Source organism: Rhodococcus sp. Leaf233, from assembly GCF_001426165.1.
Lineage (GTDB): Bacteria > Actinomycetota > Actinomycetes > Mycobacteriales > Mycobacteriaceae > Rhodococcoides > Rhodococcoides fascians.
In genome coordinates, this window is record NZ_LMRO01000001.1 from 295,141 (window position 1) to 311,622 (window position 16,482).

15 protein-coding genes are annotated in these 16,482 nt (G+C 65.1%); 13 read left to right on the forward strand and 2 right to left on the reverse strand.

Features of this window, described 5'->3' with window-relative positions:
- Positions 1–109 precede the first annotated feature (109 nt).
- Positions 110–1,480 (forward strand): MFS transporter, encoded by a 1,371-nt coding sequence (locus ASH04_RS01410; protein WP_027494486.1) that lies wholly within the window; start codon positions 110–112, stop codon positions 1,478–1,480.
- A gap of 64 nt (positions 1,481–1,544) precedes the next feature.
- Here ASH04_RS01410 and acs read toward each other — a convergent pair whose 3' ends face one another.
- Positions 1,545–3,488, reverse strand: a complete 1,944-nt coding sequence (acs, locus tag ASH04_RS01415) for an acetate--CoA ligase (protein ID WP_032369305.1) — start codon at positions 3,486–3,488, stop codon at positions 1,545–1,547.
- A gap of 444 nt (positions 3,489–3,932) precedes the next feature.
- On the opposite strand from acs, the gene ASH04_RS01420 reads away from it, so the two are divergent.
- The 5 genes from ASH04_RS01420 to ASH04_RS01440 all read left to right on the forward strand — a co-directional run bounded on the left by ASH04_RS01420 (position 3,933) and on the right by ASH04_RS01440 (position 10,113).
- A complete protein-coding gene (locus tag ASH04_RS01420; RefSeq protein ID WP_027494484.1) occupies positions 3,933–5,561 on the forward strand; it encodes a peptide ABC transporter substrate-binding protein in 1,629 nt (542 codons plus the stop codon).
- 164 nt (positions 5,562–5,725) lie between these two features.
- A complete protein-coding gene (locus ASH04_RS01425) occupies positions 5,726–6,652 on the forward strand; it encodes an ABC transporter permease (protein WP_027494483.1) in 927 nt (308 codons plus the stop codon).
- On the forward strand, positions 6,645–7,616 hold the full coding sequence (locus tag ASH04_RS01430; protein ID WP_027494482.1) for an ABC transporter permease: 972 nt from the start codon (positions 6,645–6,647) through the stop codon (positions 7,614–7,616). The genes ASH04_RS01425 and ASH04_RS01430 overlap by 8 nt, the downstream gene beginning before the upstream one ends.
- Positions 7,613–9,334 (forward strand): dipeptide ABC transporter ATP-binding protein, encoded by a 1,722-nt coding sequence (locus ASH04_RS01435; RefSeq protein ID WP_027494481.1) that lies wholly within the window; start codon positions 7,613–7,615, stop codon positions 9,332–9,334. Before ASH04_RS01430 ends, ASH04_RS01435 begins: the two co-directional genes overlap by 4 nt.
- A 32-nt stretch (positions 9,335–9,366) precedes the next feature.
- A complete protein-coding gene (locus ASH04_RS01440) occupies positions 9,367–10,113 on the forward strand; it encodes a hypothetical protein (RefSeq protein ID WP_032364740.1) in 747 nt (248 codons plus the stop codon).
- 365 nt (positions 10,114–10,478) lie between these two features.
- On the opposite strand, the gene ASH04_RS01445 is transcribed toward ASH04_RS01440, so the two are convergent.
- Positions 10,479–11,324 (reverse strand): HAD-IB family hydrolase, encoded by an 846-nt coding sequence (locus ASH04_RS01445; protein ID WP_205912680.1) that lies wholly within the window; start codon positions 11,322–11,324, stop codon positions 10,479–10,481.
- Between the two features lie 335 nt (positions 11,325–11,659).
- On the opposite strand from ASH04_RS01445, the gene ssd reads away from it, so the two are divergent.
- The 7 genes from ssd to ASH04_RS01480 all read left to right on the forward strand — a co-directional run bounded on the left by ssd (position 11,660) and on the right by ASH04_RS01480 (position 16,265).
- Complete coding sequence (gene ssd, locus ASH04_RS01450) at positions 11,660–12,775, forward strand: septum site-determining protein Ssd (RefSeq protein WP_082519131.1); 1,116 nt, start codon at positions 11,660–11,662, stop codon at positions 12,773–12,775.
- On the forward strand, positions 12,772–13,956 hold the full coding sequence (locus tag ASH04_RS01455; protein WP_200937260.1) for a TadA family conjugal transfer-associated ATPase: 1,185 nt from the start codon (positions 12,772–12,774) through the stop codon (positions 13,954–13,956). The genes ssd and ASH04_RS01455 overlap by 4 nt, the downstream gene beginning before the upstream one ends.
- Entirely contained in the window at positions 13,953–14,732 is a 780-nt protein-coding gene (locus tag ASH04_RS01460; protein WP_057472578.1) for a type II secretion system F family protein, read from the forward strand. The genes ASH04_RS01455 and ASH04_RS01460 overlap by 4 nt, the downstream gene beginning before the upstream one ends.
- A complete protein-coding gene (locus ASH04_RS01465) occupies positions 14,729–15,301 on the forward strand; it encodes a type II secretion system F family protein (protein WP_057472579.1) in 573 nt (190 codons plus the stop codon). Before ASH04_RS01460 ends, ASH04_RS01465 begins: the two co-directional genes overlap by 4 nt.
- A gap of 63 nt (positions 15,302–15,364) precedes the next feature.
- Positions 15,365–15,568, forward strand: coding sequence for a DUF4244 domain-containing protein (locus tag ASH04_RS01470; RefSeq protein ID WP_027494474.1), 204 nt, complete (start codon positions 15,365–15,367; stop codon positions 15,566–15,568).
- 23 nt (positions 15,569–15,591) lie between these two features.
- A complete protein-coding gene (locus tag ASH04_RS01475; protein ID WP_032392769.1) occupies positions 15,592–15,903 on the forward strand; it encodes a TadE family type IV pilus minor pilin in 312 nt (103 codons plus the stop codon).
- Positions 15,900–16,265, forward strand: a complete 366-nt coding sequence (locus ASH04_RS01480; protein ID WP_057472580.1) for an Rv3654c family TadE-like protein — start codon at positions 15,900–15,902, stop codon at positions 16,263–16,265. The genes ASH04_RS01475 and ASH04_RS01480 overlap by 4 nt, the downstream gene beginning before the upstream one ends.
- Positions 16,266–16,482: the final 217 nt, after the last annotated feature.

The following is a 16,482-nucleotide window of genomic DNA, read 5'->3' on the forward strand; positions in this document are numbered from 1 at the left end:
CGACAAACACGGGAATGTTGCACGAATCGGCAACGAACGGCCCGGGGGCGTGAAATTCTCAGGTGTTCATCAGGTAATTTTCAGGGAACTTTCCCCTTCAGGAGCACTCGTGAGTTCACCACACGCCGTCACGGACGACGGCGCAATTCCCGCACCTCAGGTGCCTCGGTCCCGAATCGTCATCGCCTCGATGGTCGGTACGTCCATCGAGTTCTTCGACTTCTATATCTATGCAACGGCCGCAGTGCTCGTCTTCCCCCGCCTGTTCTTCCCCGCGGGCAACGACACGACCGCGCTGCTGGCGTCGTTCGCGACGTTCGGTTTGGCGTTCGTCGCGCGGCCCATCGGCTCGATTCTGTTCGGCCACTTCGGTGATCGCATCGGACGCAAGGCCACCCTCGTCGGGTCCCTGCTGACGATGGGTGTCGCGACGTTCGCGATCGGCCTGTTGCCGACGTACGCCGCGGCGGGTCTGTGGGCACCGGCCCTGCTGGCGCTCATGCGCTTCACTCAGGGCGTCGGTCTCGGCGGCGAATGGAGTGGTGCGGCGCTGCTGGCCACCGAAACCGCGAAGCCGGGCAAGCGAGCCTGGGCGGCGATGTACCCGCAGCTGGGTGCGCCGATCGGCTTCTTCTTCGCCAACGGCATCTTCCTGCTCATCGTCATCGCGACCGGCTACGACTCCGCGAATTCCGGCACCGACCATGCGTTCCTCACGTGGGGCTGGCGCATCCCGTTCCTGCTCAGCGCGATCATGGTGATCATCGGCCTGTACGTCCGCCTCAAGCTCGAGGAGACGCCGGTGTTCAAGCTGGCAGTCGAGCGCGGCCAGAAGGTCAAGACCCCGTTGGCCCAGGTGTTCAAGACGAGCTGGCGTCAGCTGATCATCGGCACGTTCGTCATGCTCGCCACGTACACGCTCTTCTACATCATGACGACGTGGGTGGTCAGTTACGGAACAGGCAAGGTGGCCGACGTCAACGGGCCCAAGCTCGCGATTCCGTACACGGACTTCCTGGAGCTCCAGCTCATCGCGGTGCTGTTCTTCGCGGCGCTGATCCCGGTCGCCGGGCTGCTCGCCGACAAGTACGGCCGCCGCCCCACGCTCATCGTCATCACCGCGGCGATCGTGCTGTTCGGTCTGTCGTTCCACTGGTTCGCCGACCCGTCGTCCGCGTCGGCAGGCAAGATGCTGGTGTTCATGTGCGTCGGCCTGGGACTGATGGGTCTGACGTTCGGGCCCATGAGTGCCGTTCTGCCGGAACTGTTTCCGACGAACGTGCGCTACACGGGCTCGGGAATTTCGTACAACACCGCGTCGATCCTCGGAGCTGCAGTGGCTCCGTTCATCGCAACCTGGCTGGTGAGTTCCTACGGCGTCGGCTGGGTGGGCGTCTATCTCGCCATCGCCGCTGCGCTGACCCTGATCTCGCTGATCATCATGAAGGAAACGCGAGACCAGTCGCTCGACAGCGTCTGAGCGGCTGCGCCGCATGTGAGTGGTACCTCGTAGCCCACTACGAGGTACCACTCACATGGGAGCGCTAGCGACCCTTCTTGATCGCCTCGAACACCTTCGGGTCGACGAGGGTGGAGACGTCACCGAGTTCGCGGCCCTCGGCCACGTCACGGAGCAGGCGGCGCATGATCTTGCCCGACCTGGTCTTCGGCAACTCCGGCACGATGGAAATCTCTCGTGGCCGCGCGATCGGCGAAATCTCCTTGGAAACCTGAGCTTTGAGTTCGGCGATCAATGCGTCGCCGGTGTTCTCCTCGCCGCCGCGCAGGATGACGAACGCGACGATGCCCTGACCGGTGGTCTCGTCGGCGGCACCGACGACGGCAGCCTCGGCGACACTGTGATGACTGACCAGTGCCGACTCCACTTCCGACGTGGAGATGCGGTGGCCCGAGACGTTCATGACGTCGTCGACGCGGCCGAGGACCCACAGGGCGCCGTCCTCGTCATATTTGGCACCGTCACCGGCGAAGTACCAGCCTTCCTCGGCGTAGCGGGACCAGTAGGTGTCCTTGTAGCGGTCCATGTCTCCCCAGATCCCGCGGAGCATCGCCGGCCACGGCTCGGAGAGAACGAGGTATCCGTTGCCGCCGTTGCCCAGTGGCTTGGCGTCGTCGTCGACGATCTTGGCCGAGATACCGGGCAGCGGAGTCATTGCCGAGCCGGGCTTGGTGGATGTGACGCCGGGGAGCGGGGAGATCATGATCGCGCCGGTCTCGGTCTGCCACCAGGTGTCGACGATCGGTGCGCTGCCGCCGCCGACGACGTCGCGGAACCAGCGCCAAGCCTCGGGGTTGATGGGCTCGCCGACGGACCCGAGCAGGCGGATCGAGGACAGATCGTGTGCCTCGGGAATCTCCTTGCCCCACTTCATGAATGTGCGCACCAGGGTGGGGGAGGTGTAGTAGATCGACACCTTGTACTTCTCGATGACGTTCCAGTGCCGGTGCTCGTCGGGCGAATTGGGCGTGCCCTCGTAGACGACCTGCGTGGCGCGGTTGGAGAGCGGTCCGTAGACGATGTAGGAGTGCCCGGTGACCCAACCGATGTCGGCGGTGCACCAGTAGACGTCCGTGCCGGCCTTGTGGTCGAAGACGTTGTGGTGGGTGTACGAGGTCTGCGTCAGGTAGCCACCGGAGGTGTGGATGATGCCCTTGGGCTTACCCGTCGTACCCGAGGTGTAGAGGATGAACAGGGGGTGCTCGGCCGGGAACGGCTGCGCCTCATGCTCTTTCGACGCTTTCGCGACGGTCTCGTGCCACCACAGGTCGCGTCCCTCGGTCCAGGCGACGTCGGAGTCGGTGCGCTTGACGACCAGAACGTTCCGGATGGAGGCGGCTCCGTCCACGGCTTCGTCGACGGTGTCCTTGATGGGGGCTGGCTTGCCGCGTCGCCACTGGCCGTCGGTGGTGATGACGAGTTTGGCTTCGGCGTCGTCGATGCGCGAGCGCAGTGCGGTGGCGGAGAACCCGGCGAAGACGACCGAATGGGTCAGACCGAGGCGTGCACAGGCGAGGATCGAGACGATGGCCTCGGGGATCATCGGCATGTAGATCGCGACGCGGTCGCCGGAGACGAGGCCGAGTTCGGTCAGGGTGTTGGCCGCCTGGCTGACGTCGGCGAGCAGATCGGAGTAGGTGATGTCGCGGCTGTCGCCGGGTTCACCTTCCCAGTGGATGGCGACCTGGTCGCCGTGGCCGTCGAGGACGTGGCGGTCGACGCAGTTGTAGGCGACGTTGAGCTCGCCGTCGGCGAACCATTTCGCGACGGGGGCGTCGGACCAGTCGAGTACCTCGGTGAACGGGGTGTGCCAGTGCAGCCGGCGGGCCTGCTCCGCCCAGAAGGCGAGCCGGTCCTTCTCCGCGGCGGCGTACAGATCTGCCTGAGCGTTCGCCTGCGCCGCGAACTCGGCCGAGGGTGCGTAGGAGGCAACCGCGGTCTCGTCGCTGCCGGAGGTACTGGTCGTCATCTCGAATAGCTCTCTTTCGTCCGATGCTTTTCGCCCATGAAACGGCACTTACAGGCCGGTCTCGAGCCCCTAGTGAGGGTAGTCACATGTGATGGCGATCGCACCGTTGCAATCGGCTGCAACCCCTTGATCTGCGGTGATCGGTTGTTTCCGCACGATGGACGGTCATCGCCGTCGTCGGCGGGAGGCTGTCTCGGCGGCTCTGCCCGCACTGTGAGAAATCGACTTGCCGAAACGTTTCGATCATGTTTCCGACTTACTCGCCGGTCAACAAAACCCGGGGGAGTTCACATGTTCGTTTCAGGATGTGTCTAAAGTTCGTTCCATCAGATCGTTGGTACGGCTCACAGGCCGTGTCTTGCGGTCGCCCACGAATCCCCGGGCGTCGCGCCCGAGGAACTGAGCACGGACGACCCCGTGTTCACATCTGGATGGAGGATTTCCTTGCGTAAAACACGCATCGCGTCAGCTGCAATCGCAGTTGTCGTCGGAGCGGCGCTGGTGACGGCGTGCTCTTCGAGCGATTCGACCGGCGGCGGAGGGTCAGGAGACGGCTCCGGCATCATCAACGCCTGGAGCGGTGAGCCGCAGAACCCCTTGGTGCCCACCAATACGAGCGAGAACACCGGCGGACGTGTCGTCGACTCGATCTTCGCCGGCCTGGTGTCCTACACCCCCGAGGGCGGTGTCGAGAACGAGGTCGCGGACTCGATCGATACCACCGACGGCCAGAACTACACCGTCACGTTGAAGGACGGCTGGCAGTTCACCGACGGCACGCCGGTCACGGCCAAGTCGTTCGTCGATGCCTGGAACTACGGCGCACTGTCGACCAATGCGCAGCTGCAGGGATCGTTCTTCGATCCGATTCAGGGCTACGACGAGGTCGCAGCCGAGAACCCGACGGTGCAGACCATGTCCGGTCTCAAGGTCGTCGACGACAAGACGTTCACCATCGAGCTCAAGCAGCCCGAGGCAGCGTTCCCCGATCGTCTCGGCTTCGCCGCGTACTACCCGCTGCCCGAGGTTGCGTACCAGGACATCGCCGCGTTCGGCGAGAACCCGATCGGCAACGGCCCGTACAAGTTCGCCCAGGAGGGCGCTTGGCAGCACAACGTGCGGATCGACCTGGTCACGAACCCCGACTACGCCGGTAACCGCAAGCCCGCCAACGGCGGCGTGAGCTTCATTCTGTACAGCAACCTCGACACCGCATACACGGACCTGCTGTCGAACAACGTCGACGTTCTCGACAACGTTCCGGCCTCGGCCGTCACCACCTTCGAGTCCGATCTTCCCGACCGCACGGTGAACCAGCCGTCCGCGTCGATCGAGACGTTCACGATTCCGGGCCGCCTCGCGCACTTCGGTGGCGAAGAGGGTGTGCTGCGTCGTCAGGCGATCTCCAAGGCGATCAACCGCGACCAGATCACCGAGCAGATCTTCAACAAGACCCGTACCCCGGCCAAGGACTTCACCAGCCCGGCCATCGACGGCTGGACCGGCGATCTCTCCGACGTCGGAAACGTCGAGTACGACCCCGAGGGTGCCAAGGCTCTGTGGGCCCAGGCCGACGCCATCGCGCCGTGGTCCGGAACGTTCTCCATCGCGTACAACTCCGACGGTGGACACCAGGAATGGGTGGATGCGGTCAGCAACAGCATCCGCAACACGCTCGGCATCGAGGCGCAGGGTGCGCCGTACCCGACGTTCGCTCAGCTGCGTACCGAAGCCACCAACCGCACCATCGCGACCGCCTTCCGGTCGGGCTGGCAGGGTGACTACCCGCAGCAGTACGGCTTCCTGGCACAGAACTACCAGACCGGTGGCAGCTCCAACGACGGTGAGTACTCCAACCCCGAGTTCGACCGCCTGCTCCGCGAGTCCGCAGGTGAGACCGACAAGACCAAGGCGCAGGAGCTGACCAACCAGGCTCAGGAAATCCTGCTCAACGACCTGCCCGCAGTGCCGACCTGGTACCGCAACGCAGCGAGTGGTTGGTCGGAGAACGTCACCAACGTCAAGATCGGTTGGGACGGAATCCCCATCTACAACCAGATCGAGAAGAACTGATCACGTTCGCTCCACTGCTGTAGAGACCGAGAAGGGCGGTAGGTCTTCCACCTACCGCCCTTCTCGTGTGCTCGCTCACTCCCGTATCTACGTTCGACGCCCCGCTGCAGCTGATCCTTGCGCCTCTGCGGTGACGTCCACCTTCCTCCAAAGGAGGTGATCCGATGCTCTGGTACATCGGACGCCGATTACTTCAGATGATCCCCGTGTTCATCGGGGCGACATTCTTGATCTATGCCATGGTCTTCTTGCTGCCAGGAGACCCCATCGCGGCATTGGCCGGAGACAAGGCGATCAGTCCCGCCGTCGCCGACCAACTGCGCGCCCGCTACAACCTCGACCAGCCGTTCATCGTGCAGTACCTGCTGTACCTGAAGGGCATTTTCACGTTCGACTTCGGCATGTCCTTCTCGGGCCGCCCGGTCAGTGAAGTTCTCGTACAAGCGTTTCCGATCACGGCCAAGCTCGCCTCGATGGCCCTCGTGATCGAGGCCGTGTTCGGTATCGGCTTCGGTCTCATCGCGGGTCTGCGCAAGGGCAAGCTGTTCGACTCGACGGTCCTCGTCGTCAGCCTCGTCATCATCGCCGTGCCGATCTTCGTCATCGGCTTTCTCGCGCAGTTCTTCATCGGTATCAAGTGGGGTTGGGTGCCGCCGACAGTGGGAGGCAACACCAGCTTCACCAACCTGTTGCTGCCGGCATTCGTACTCGGAGCCGTCTCGTTCGCCTACGTGGTGCGGTTGACGCGCACGTCGGTGGCCGAGAATCTCAGTGCGGACTTCGTGCGGACGGCGACGGCCAAGGGGCTCTCGCGTAACCGGGTCGTCAACGTGCATGTGTTGCGTAACTCGCTGATTCCCGTCGTGACGTTCCTCGGTGCAGATCTGGCCAGCCTCATGGGCGGCGCGATCATCACCGAAGGAATTTTCAACATCAACGGAGTCGGCGGCACCATCTACCAAGCCGTCATCCGCGGTGAGGCACCGACCGTTGTGTCTTTCGTGACCGTGCTGATCGTCGTCTATCTGGTCGCCAATCTCATCGTCGACCTTCTCTATGCCGCGCTCGACCCGAGGATTCGCTATGTCTGATCCCATCACCCCGAAGAGCGTCGACGCCGATCGCGCTACTCGCCAAGCACGTTTCGTCGAGGCCGACGAGGTCATCGACGTGTCGCAGACCGACGCTGTCGTCATCGACGACGCACCCGCCAGCATCTGGTCGGATGCGTGGCGGAACCTGCGCACGCGTCCGATGTTCATAGTCTCGGCCATCATCATCCTGGCCGTCATCGTGGTCGCAGCCGTGCCTGGCCTGTTCACCAGTACCGATCCGCGCTTCTGCGATCTGCAGTTCAGCATGCAGGGCCCGGGATCCGGACACTGGTTCGGTTACGACCGACAGGGCTGCGACATCTACTCCCGGGTGCTGTTCGGTGCTCGGGCGTCCGTGCTGACCGGAGTCGGGGTCACGTTCCTCGTACTGGTCATCGGCGTCGTGTTCGGTGCTCTGGCCGGCTTCTACGGCGGCATCGCGGACTCGTTGCTCTCACGGATCACCGACATCTTCTTCGGCGTTCCGCTGATCTTGGCGGCCATCGTCCTCATGCAGCTGTTCACCGATCGCACGATCTTCACGGTGATTCTGGTGTTGGCGTTGTTCGGCTGGCCTCAGATGGCTCGCATCACTCGCGGTGCAGTGCTGTCGGCGAAGGGCAACGACTACGTAATGGCCTCGCAGGCTTTGGGTTTGACGCGACTGCGAACTCTGATCCGGCACGTCCTGCCCAACGCGATGGCACCGATCATCGTCATCACGACGATTTCACTCGGTACGTTCATCGTGGCCGAGGCGACGCTGTCGTTCCTCGGTATCGGACTGCCTCCCACCGAGGTCTCCTGGGGCGGCGACATCAGTGCCGCTCAGGTCACCCTGCGACAGGGCTCGACCATTCTCTTCTATCCTGCTGCAGCGCTGGCAATCACGGTGCTCGGCTTCATCATGATGGGTGACGCCCTGCGCGACGCCCTCGACCCGAAGGCGAGGAAGCGATGACGGATCCAGCACGCATCGCAGTGGAGCAGCCTCTGCTCGACATCCAAGATCTCGAGGTCTCGTTCCGGTCCAACTCCGGTGCGGTCCCGGCTGTTCGCGGAGTATCGCTGACGGTCTACCCGGGGCAGACCGTTGCGATCGTGGGCGAATCCGGTTCCGGTAAGTCGACCACCGCGCACTCGATCATCAACCTGCTTCCCGGAACCGGCACGGTGACGGCGGGGCGCATCCTGTTCGAGGGCCGTGACTTGGCGCAGGCCAAGGAAAAGGACTTCGTCGACATCCGCGGCAGCCAGATCGGCCTGGTTCCTCAGGACCCGATGTCCAACTTGAACCCGGTGTGGAAGATCGGCTTCCAGATCGAGGAGGCCCTCGCTGCCAACGGCATCGCCAAGGGTAAGGCGGCGCGTGTTCGGGCAGCCGAGCTGCTCGAAGAAGCGGGCCTCAGCGATTCGGAGAAGCGGGTCAATCAGTACCCGCACGAGTTCTCGGGCGGTATGCGTCAGCGCGCGCTCATCGCGATCGGGCTTTCGGCACGTCCGAAACTACTGATTGCCGACGAGCCGACGTCCGCTCTCGACGTGACAGTGCAGCGTCAGATTCTCGATCATCTCGAAGGTTTGACGAAGGAACTCGGAACCGCGGTTCTGCTGATCACCCACGATCTGGGCCTGGCTGCCGAACGAGCCGAGCACCTCGTCGTCATGAGCAAGGGGCGGATCGTGGAATCCGGTCCGGCACTGGAGATCCTGCAGGACCCTCAGCATCCGTACACGCGCAAGCTCGTCTCCGCCGCGCCGTCTCTCGCGTCGCAGCGACTGAAGTCGTCGGTGGTGCGCAAGGACATCGTCGAGCATGCCAAGCAGGTGGCGGTCGAGGCCGTCACCGAGGAGACCGACTCGGCATTCGAGCCGGCCGCGGACACTGTGCTCGTGGTCGAGGGGCTGACCAAGGAATTCAAGCTCCGGGGCGGCAACCCGTTCAAGTCGTCCGTGTTCACGGCCGTCAAGGATGTGTCGTTCGGAGTCGCACGCGGTACCACCACTGCGATCGTCGGCGAATCGGGTTCGGGCAAGTCGACTGTGGCACAGATGGTTCTGGGACTTCTCGAGCCCACTGCGGGTTCGGTGAAGTTCGACGGGCGCGATGTGGCGGGGTTGAACAACAAGGACGCGTTCGCGTTTCGTCGTCGAGTGCAGCCGATCTTCCAGAATCCGTACGGGACGCTGGACCCGATGTATTCGATCTTCAGCACCATCGAGGAGCCTCTGCGCACCCACAAGGTGGGGTCGAAGTCCGAGCGGGAAGCCAGAGTCCGTGATCTGCTGGACAAAGTGGCACTGCCGTCGTCGGTGATGCGCAGGTTCCCCAACGAGCTGTCCGGCGGCCAGCGGCAACGTGTCGCAATCGCTCGTGCGTTGGCCCTCGAGCCCGAAATGGTCATCTGCGACGAGGCAGTGTCGGCTCTGGACGTGTTGGTGCAGGCGCAGATCCTGTCTCTGCTCAACGACCTTCAGGCCGAGCTCGGGTTGACGTACCTGTTCATCACGCACGACCTCGCGGTGGTCCGTCAGATTGCTGACGACGTGCTCGTGATGCGCAGCGGCGAGATCGTCGAGGCGGCGTCGACCGATGCCGTCTTCGACAACCCGCAGCAGGAGTACACCCAGAAGCTGCTTGCCGCAATTCCGGGTGGCTCGGTGCAGCTGGGCGCATAGCCGCGGTGGGTGAGGGGGTACCGTCGTCTGTCGTGACGGACCCCCTCGCCCCGCTGCTGGAATTGCCCGGAGTTGTCGATTCCGCCGAACGGGCACGCGATGCCCTCGGTGCCGTGCATCGGCACAAGGCCAATCGTCGTGGGTGGCCGGCGACCGCGGCCGAGGCCGCTGTGCGGGCAGCTCGTTCGTCCTCCGCGCTCGAGGGCGGTTCGATGGATTTCCCTCGCGAAGGCGAGGAGGGCGACCCGATTCTAGCGGGTGCGCTGCGAGTGGCCGCTGCTCTCGACGGTGACGCCCTGCAGAACACGTTGTCGACGTGGAAGCGCGCCCCACTGCAGACGCTGGCCCGCCTACATCTGTTGGCTGCCGCGGATCTCGTCGACGACGCGTCCTCGCTCGGTCGGCCGCGCACGGACGCCGGCATCGGTGAGCGGCTCGATCTGCTCGCACAGTTGGTGACGGGTGGAACGTCCGCGCCCGCTCCGGTGATCGCCGCAGTCGTGCACGGTGAACTGTTGACGCTGCGGCCTTTCGGAACTGCCGACGGCATTGTGGCGCGTGCTGCATCGAGGTTGGTGGCCGCATCGTCGGGATTCGATCCGCACAACCTGGGCGTGCCCGAGGTGAGCTGGATGCGTCGAGCGAACGCGTACCGGGATGGAGCCGCCGGGTTCGCCGAGGGCACGGCAACGGGCGTCGGTAGTTGGGTGATCCTCTGCCTCGGAGCATTCGAAGCTGGTGCGGCAGAAGCGACTTCGATTGCAGAAGCTGCACAGTAGGAGTTGTGCACACGTAAAAGGGCGGCGATGCCGACTTGCGTCGACGTCGCCGCCCGTTAGCACGGAGCGCCTGGTTACCAAGCGTGCACAGGTGGGCTGTGATGGACTACCACGTGGCCTCGGCGAGAACTCGACGGTGATGAGGTCATCCCTGCAACCGGTGCAGGGTTCTTGCTGATCACCCACGAATATCGCAGGCCCACAGCGCTTCTGCCATTAGGTGGCAAGCTCCGCGTGGGTGCCGGTGTCCGTGCTGGGAATCGCGGTCGGGAGAAGCGAACCTTCTCTTCCGGTTCGTTCTTGGCCTTCCGTTCTTCCGTACGTCATTTGTACCCCGTGACGCCGCTCACATCAAGGGTTTGGGCTCATCGTTTTCTGCGGAGTAGTCCGTAGGTGATCGCGCCGGCCGCTATTGCGCTGAAACCTGCTGCAGCACTGGCTACTACGGTCTTCCCGGACGGATTCGGAATGCGGGAGCGCAGCGAAACGGGGTTCGAGAATGTCAGAATCGGCCAGCCGAGGGACGAGGCCTCTTTGCGGAGCGCGCGGTCTGGATTGACGGCGGTGGGGTGCCCGACCGCCCGCAGCATCGGCACGTCGGTGATCGAATCCGAGTAGGCGTAGCTCTTGGCCAGGTCGTAATCATGTTGTGCCGCCAGGGACTTCATGGCGTCGACCTTGCCTTCGCCGTAGCAGTAGAAGTCGACCTCGCCGATGTACTTGCCGTCGACAGTCACCATCGTCGTGGCCATGCTGTGGTCGGCACCCAGCAGTTCGGCGATGGGGTGCACGATCTCGTCACCCGACGCCGAGACGACCACCACGTCGTGTCCGCGGAGTTTGTGGTCCGCGATCAGATCGGCCGCTTCGGCGAAGACGAGGGGATCGACGATGTCGTGCAGGGTTTCGGCCACCACTGCTCGCACCTGTTCGACGTCCCACCCGGCGGTCATGCCGGCGATGTGCGCGCGCATGCGTTCCATCTGGTCGTGATCGGCACCGGAGAGCAGGAACAGGAACTGCGCATAGCTGCTCTTGAGTACCGCTCGCCGGTTGATCAGACCTTGGTCGAAGAACGGCTTGCTGAAGGCCAGAGTGCTGGACTTCGCGATGATCGTTTTGTCGAGGTCGAAGAAGGCGGCGACGCGCGCTGCGCGTCGGCCGGCGGGGGCGTCGTCGGTGTCTGCGCTGAGGGTCACGATTGTCACCATAGTGGCCGGTGGTGACCGTTGGATGTCGCGCAACTTCTCTTCTCGACTCGCTCCGAACAAGTCCACAAATTGAGACGGTTGAACTTGCAAACAAGGACGTCCACGGGTGTAGTATTTTCCACGAGCCCGGTTCATTCCGGGCGGTGTTCAGCCCGACCCCCCGGGGCTGAACCAGACGACCCTCGCCTCCTCCCCCCCTGGCGAGGGTCGTCCTCTTTTTCGGGGTAGGCCGAAAACTGGTACCGCGGTACCGGTATTCATCCACAGGGGCCGATCTATCCACATTTCCCCAAGTCGCGCGCCGCGCGAGCGGATTCTCGCGCACGCTTGGGTCCATGAAAACGGATCCGATTTCACGGCGGACGAATGCGAACGCGTCGATGTCGATCGACCATCACGGACTGCGTCAGGACGTGTATCGAATCGCCGCAGCCGCGGATTGTGTTGTGGAAGAGCAGAACTTACTGGTCGGTATCGGATCGGCGCGCCCGATTTGGGAATTCCCAGGAATTATTTTGATCGATTTTTCTTCTGCCGAGTCGGCGCTCGCAGGCGGATTTCCGCGGCGGCCCGGCGTCGTTCTGGTCACGGCCGCCTCGCCGACACTCGACGATTGGCGGACGGCCACAGCGCTCGGTGCCGAACACGTGGTCTCGTTACCCTCGGACGAGGACACGCTCGTTCGCATTCTCGGTGAACCCGTCGCCACATCGCCGGGCGGCGGTGGCGTCATCGTGGTCGTCGGTGCCCGCGGAGGTGCGGGTGCCTCCACGTTTGCGGCGGCGCTGGGCCTGTGCAGCAGTCGCACGGGGCAACGCACACTCATGGTCGAAGCCGACCGGTACGGCAGCGGCCTCGATCTGCTGCTCGGCTGGGAGAACGCCCCAGGTTTGCGATGGTCCGGCCTCGTCGTCGAGGGCGGGCGAGTATCCGGCGACGCACTCCACGGCGCGCTGCCATCGAAGAACGGATTGTCGGTGCTGGCACTCGGGCGAACGGACGACCGGCGAACCGGACTCTCGGCCGTCGCCGCGGCGGCTGTGCTCGACGCAGGGCGCGCTGGAGGCGATCTCGTGGTGTGCGACGCCCCGCGTCACTCCGATGACCTCTCGGACGCCCTGTACGCCGCAGCCGACCTCGTCGTACTGGTGCTGCCTGCGGAATTGCGGGCCGTGACGTCGGCAGAAGCAGTAGCGGACGAGATCTCGAGTCGCAATCCGAACGTCGGATTGGTCGTTCGTGGGCCAGCACCCGGGGGACTGCGGGCCGCGGACATCGCCGCCGCCCTCGACCTGTCGCTGCTGACGTCCATGCGGGCCGAGCCGGGGTTGGCCGAGCGTCTCGAGCGTGGCGGGCTTGCTCTCGGACGCCGATCACCGCTGGCGGCGGCGGCCACTGTGGTCCTCGATACGTTCGCGCACAAGCCCGGTGGTCAGCGGTGGGCCGCATGAGCGCAGTCGTCACCGCCGAATTGCTCGACCGCGTACGAGATCGGCTGGCTGCTTCGGCACAGTCTCCGGTGCCCGCCACCGTTGCCGCGGCCATCCGCACCGAGGCCGGGGGAGTCATCGGTGACACCGATATGCTTGCGGCACTGCGTATTCTGCAGACCGAGCTCACCGGAGCAGGACCGTTGGAGCCGCTCCTGTCCGAGCCAGGGGTGACCGATGTCCTGGTCACGGCGCCGGATCAGGTGTGGATCGATCGCGGTAGAGGCCTGGAACGCACCGGAGTCCAGTTCGCCGACGAAGCCGCGGTCAGGCGGCTGGCGCAACGGCTCGCTCTCTCGGCCGGTCGGCGATTGGACGATGCACAGCCGTGGGTCGACGGCCGATTACCCGGCGTCGGACAGGGAGCGTTCGGGGTCCGTCTGCACGCGGTGCTGGCACCGGTGGCGAGCGGTGGAACCTGCCTGTCGTTGCGAGTGCTCCGCCCGGCTACCCAGGGACTCGCCGCGCTCCGGGCGTCCGGTGCGGTGACCGAGGAGGGCTACGATCTGCTCGCGCGGATTGTGCTCGCGCGCTTGGCGTTTCTGGTCGTCGGAGGTACCGGCGCTGGAAAGACTACGCTTCTGGCTGCTCTGCTGGGCGAGGTCGACCCGGCCGAACGAATCGTCTGCGTGGAGGACGCGGCCGAGTTGGCACCGGCCCATCCTCATGTGGTGCGTCTGGTGGCCCGTGCTCCGAACGTCGAAGGTGTGGGCGAGGTGTCGGTTCGGCAATTGGTTCGCCAGGCACTACGGATGCGACCCGATCGGCTCGTCGTCGGTGAGGTGCGCGGGGCCGAGGTGATCGACCTGATGACGGCGCTCAACACCGGGCACGACGGCGGTGCCGGAACCATCCATGCCAATTCGCCCTCGGAAGTACCCGCTCGGCTCGAAGCCCTTGCCGCACTGGGCGGAATGGGTCGCGACGCCTTGCACAGTCAACTCGCGGCGGCCGTCCAGGTCGTCCTGCACGTCCACCGGAGCGCCGACGGCACGCGCAGATTGCGGGAGATCGGACTGGTGGAGGTGGATTCGACGGGTCGTGTTCATATCGTGCCGGCGTGGTCCGCTGATTCCGACGCCGTGCCCGGGCAGCGCGGGCTGCACGAACTGCTCGCTCGGCGCTGTGGCGAGATGCGATGACGGCTGCACTGTGTGTCCTGGCCGCTGCATTTACGCTGTGGCCCAGCCGCTCTCGCCGACTACCGCGCCGCGGTCGAGTTGCCGTCGGCGTTCCTGGGTGGGCGTTCCCTGTGGCTGTAGCGTCGGTGTTGGCCGTGGGCATGTTCTGGATCGGCGGTCCGTGGGGCGCGGCGGCTCTGTTCGTGGCGGGCGGTACCGGATGGTACCGACATGGCCGTCGCACCGTACGCGCCCGTCGGACGGCCGAATTGGATTGGTTGGCAACCGGAGTCGAAGTGGTCATCGGTGAACTGCGGGTCGGTGCGCACCCGGCGACGGCCGGCGAGGTGGCTGCGGACGAGTGCAGCGGGATCGCCTCGGAGGCGCTGCGCGGTGCTGCGTCCAGATCGCGACTCGGTGGACGCGCTGCCGACGGGATAGCCGCGTCGGATCCACTGTTGAACCCCGAACTGGACCGTTTGGCGGCGGCGTGGCGGGTGGCCGACGAACACGGCCTCGCACTCGCCGAGTTGCTCGACGCCGTGCGCGAGGACCTGCTCGGACGTCGGCGATTCCGGGAACGAACCGAGGCGTCGCTGGCAGGGGCCCGCGCTACTGCATTGGTGTTGGCTGGACTGCCCGTCCTCGGGGTCGCGCTCGGACAACTGATGGGGGCCGATCCGCTGCGCATACTGCTGGGCGGCGGGCTGGGCGGAATTCTGCTCCTCATCGGCACCGCTCTCGGCTGCGCAGGTCTGCTGTGGACCGATGCGATCACCGGCAAGGTGACGACATGACGTGGGCGATCGCACTATGTCTGGCAACGGCATTGGTCGTCGTCCCCGCTGCCCGTGGTGGTTTGTCGCGGGTGGAGGTTGCGGGGCTTTCGACGACCGATGCCGTCGACGACTCCGGACCCGATCCGCTCGCCGTGGCCACGACGTTCGACCTTCTCGCTGCGTGTCTGCGTTCCGGACTTCCGATCTCGACTGCCGCGGCGGCCGCAGCCCACTCCGCTCCGCCCGCATTCGGTATCGCTCTGCGAAAGGCCGCCGATCTACTCGAGCTGGGGGCCGATGCGGCTACGGCGTGGGACGCAGTGGCGAAGGATCCGGAGACCGAGGCGCTGGCACGAATGGCGCGACGATCCGCCCGGGCCGGGTCATCCATGGCGTCGGCGATGACGGAACTGGCTGCCACCCAACGAACTCGGGCCGAGGATGCGTCGGCGGCTGCGGCCGAACGGGCCGGTGTGCTGATAAGCGGACCGCTGGGCCTGTGCTTTCTGCCGGCTTTCATCTGCCTGGGCATCGTGCCCGTGGTGATCGGCCTTGCGGGCAATGTGCTGGGCGGCGGCGTGCTGTGACCGCCGAACTACGAATCGTCCGGTGCGGATACGCCGCGCCGGAATACTGGGAGGGGAAGCGTCATGATGCGGAATGCACTGCAGGAGATCAAGACTCGAGTCGCATTGTTCGGTGTGGAGGACGACGGTATGTCGACCGCGGAGTACGCGATCGGCACCATCGCGGCCGCGGCATTCGGCGCGGTGCTCTACACGGTGGTGACGGGGGACAGCATTGTGACCGCGCTGACGGGGATCATCGATCGAGCGCTCAACACAGCCGTCTGATTCCGGGCGGTGAGGACGGGGCTGTGACGGTGGAGGCGGCGATTGCCGTCGCGTCCATCGTCGCAGTGATCGTGGTGTGCATCGGTGCGATCGTGTCGGTGACGATGCACATCGGCTGTGTCGATGCTGCGCGGGAGGCGGCTCGGTTGGCGGCGAGAGGTGATGCGACCCGGGCGGTGTCGGTGGGGGAGCGGGTTGCGCCGGAGGGTGCTCGGATCACGGTGCGCGAAGACGGTGAATTCTTCGTCGCGCGGGTGGAGGTGGAGAGTCCGCTCCCGGGACTGACGTTGTCGGCGGAGGCCGTTGCTGCTGCGGAACCGGTTGCAGCGGAATGAGGCTCGCATTCCGAAAGGCGCTGCGCGATGACGAGGGCGGGGCGACGGTCTTGGCGGCACTGGCGATGTCGGCGTTGATCGCCGTCGTGGTGATGGTGATGCACGTCGGGTCGGCGGTGGGCGCTCGTCATCAGGCGCAGTCGGCTGCTGATCTCGCTGCATTGGCCGGTGCGGGGGCCCTCGATCGCGGGGTGGCCGATGCGTGTGAGACGGCGAGGGGATTGGCGATGCGAATGGGAACGGAGTTGCGAGAGTGCACGATCGACGAGTGGGATGTGATCGTCACGGTGGGCCAGCCGGTGTTCCTCGGACGTTTCGGGATGTCCGACGCCATCGCGACGGCGCGGGCGGGTCCGGAGTGACCGGACGCCCGCCCGCCGCCCGCCCGCCCGCTGACCCGCCCGAATCCGCAAACGCGCGCGCGTTTGTCAGGTGCGAGCGGAATCGCCCCGTTCGAGCCGGCGAATTCGCGCGCGTTCAGCGAATGCGCGCGCGTTTGCGGTGAAACCCGGCCTCGACCCCCGCCCGAGGACCCGAACCCGTGGCCGATACGTCGCCCCCGGCCTCGAACCCCGGCAG

Bases quoted from the DNA above. Each gene is read 5' to 3' on its own strand.
- acs (WP_032369305.1), bottom strand. From the start codon at position 3,488: ATGACGACCAGTACCTCCGGCAGCGACGAGACCGCGGTTGCCTCCTAC.
- ASH04_RS01425 (WP_027494483.1), top strand. From the start codon at position 5,726: ATGCTCTGGTACATCGGACGCCGATTACTTCAGATGATCCCCGTGTTC.
- ASH04_RS01430 (WP_027494482.1), top strand. From the start codon at position 6,645: ATGTCTGATCCCATCACCCCGAAGAGCGTCGACGCCGATCGCGCTACT.
- ASH04_RS01435 (WP_027494481.1), top strand. From the start codon at position 7,613: ATGACGGATCCAGCACGCATCGCAGTGGAGCAGCCTCTGCTCGACATC.
- ASH04_RS01445 (WP_205912680.1), bottom strand. From the start codon at position 11,324: ATGGTGACAATCGTGACCCTCAGCGCAGACACCGACGACGCCCCCGCC.
- ssd (WP_082519131.1), top strand. From the start codon at position 11,660: ATGAAAACGGATCCGATTTCACGGCGGACGAATGCGAACGCGTCGATG.
- ASH04_RS01455 (WP_200937260.1), top strand. From the start codon at position 12,772: ATGAGCGCAGTCGTCACCGCCGAATTGCTCGACCGCGTACGAGATCGG.
- ASH04_RS01460 (WP_057472578.1), top strand. From the start codon at position 13,953: ATGACGGCTGCACTGTGTGTCCTGGCCGCTGCATTTACGCTGTGGCCC.
- ASH04_RS01465 (WP_057472579.1), top strand. From the start codon at position 14,729: ATGACGTGGGCGATCGCACTATGTCTGGCAACGGCATTGGTCGTCGTC.
- ASH04_RS01470 (WP_027494474.1), top strand. From the start codon at position 15,365: ATGATGCGGAATGCACTGCAGGAGATCAAGACTCGAGTCGCATTGTTC.
- ASH04_RS01480 (WP_057472580.1), top strand. From the start codon at position 15,900: ATGAGGCTCGCATTCCGAAAGGCGCTGCGCGATGACGAGGGCGGGGCG.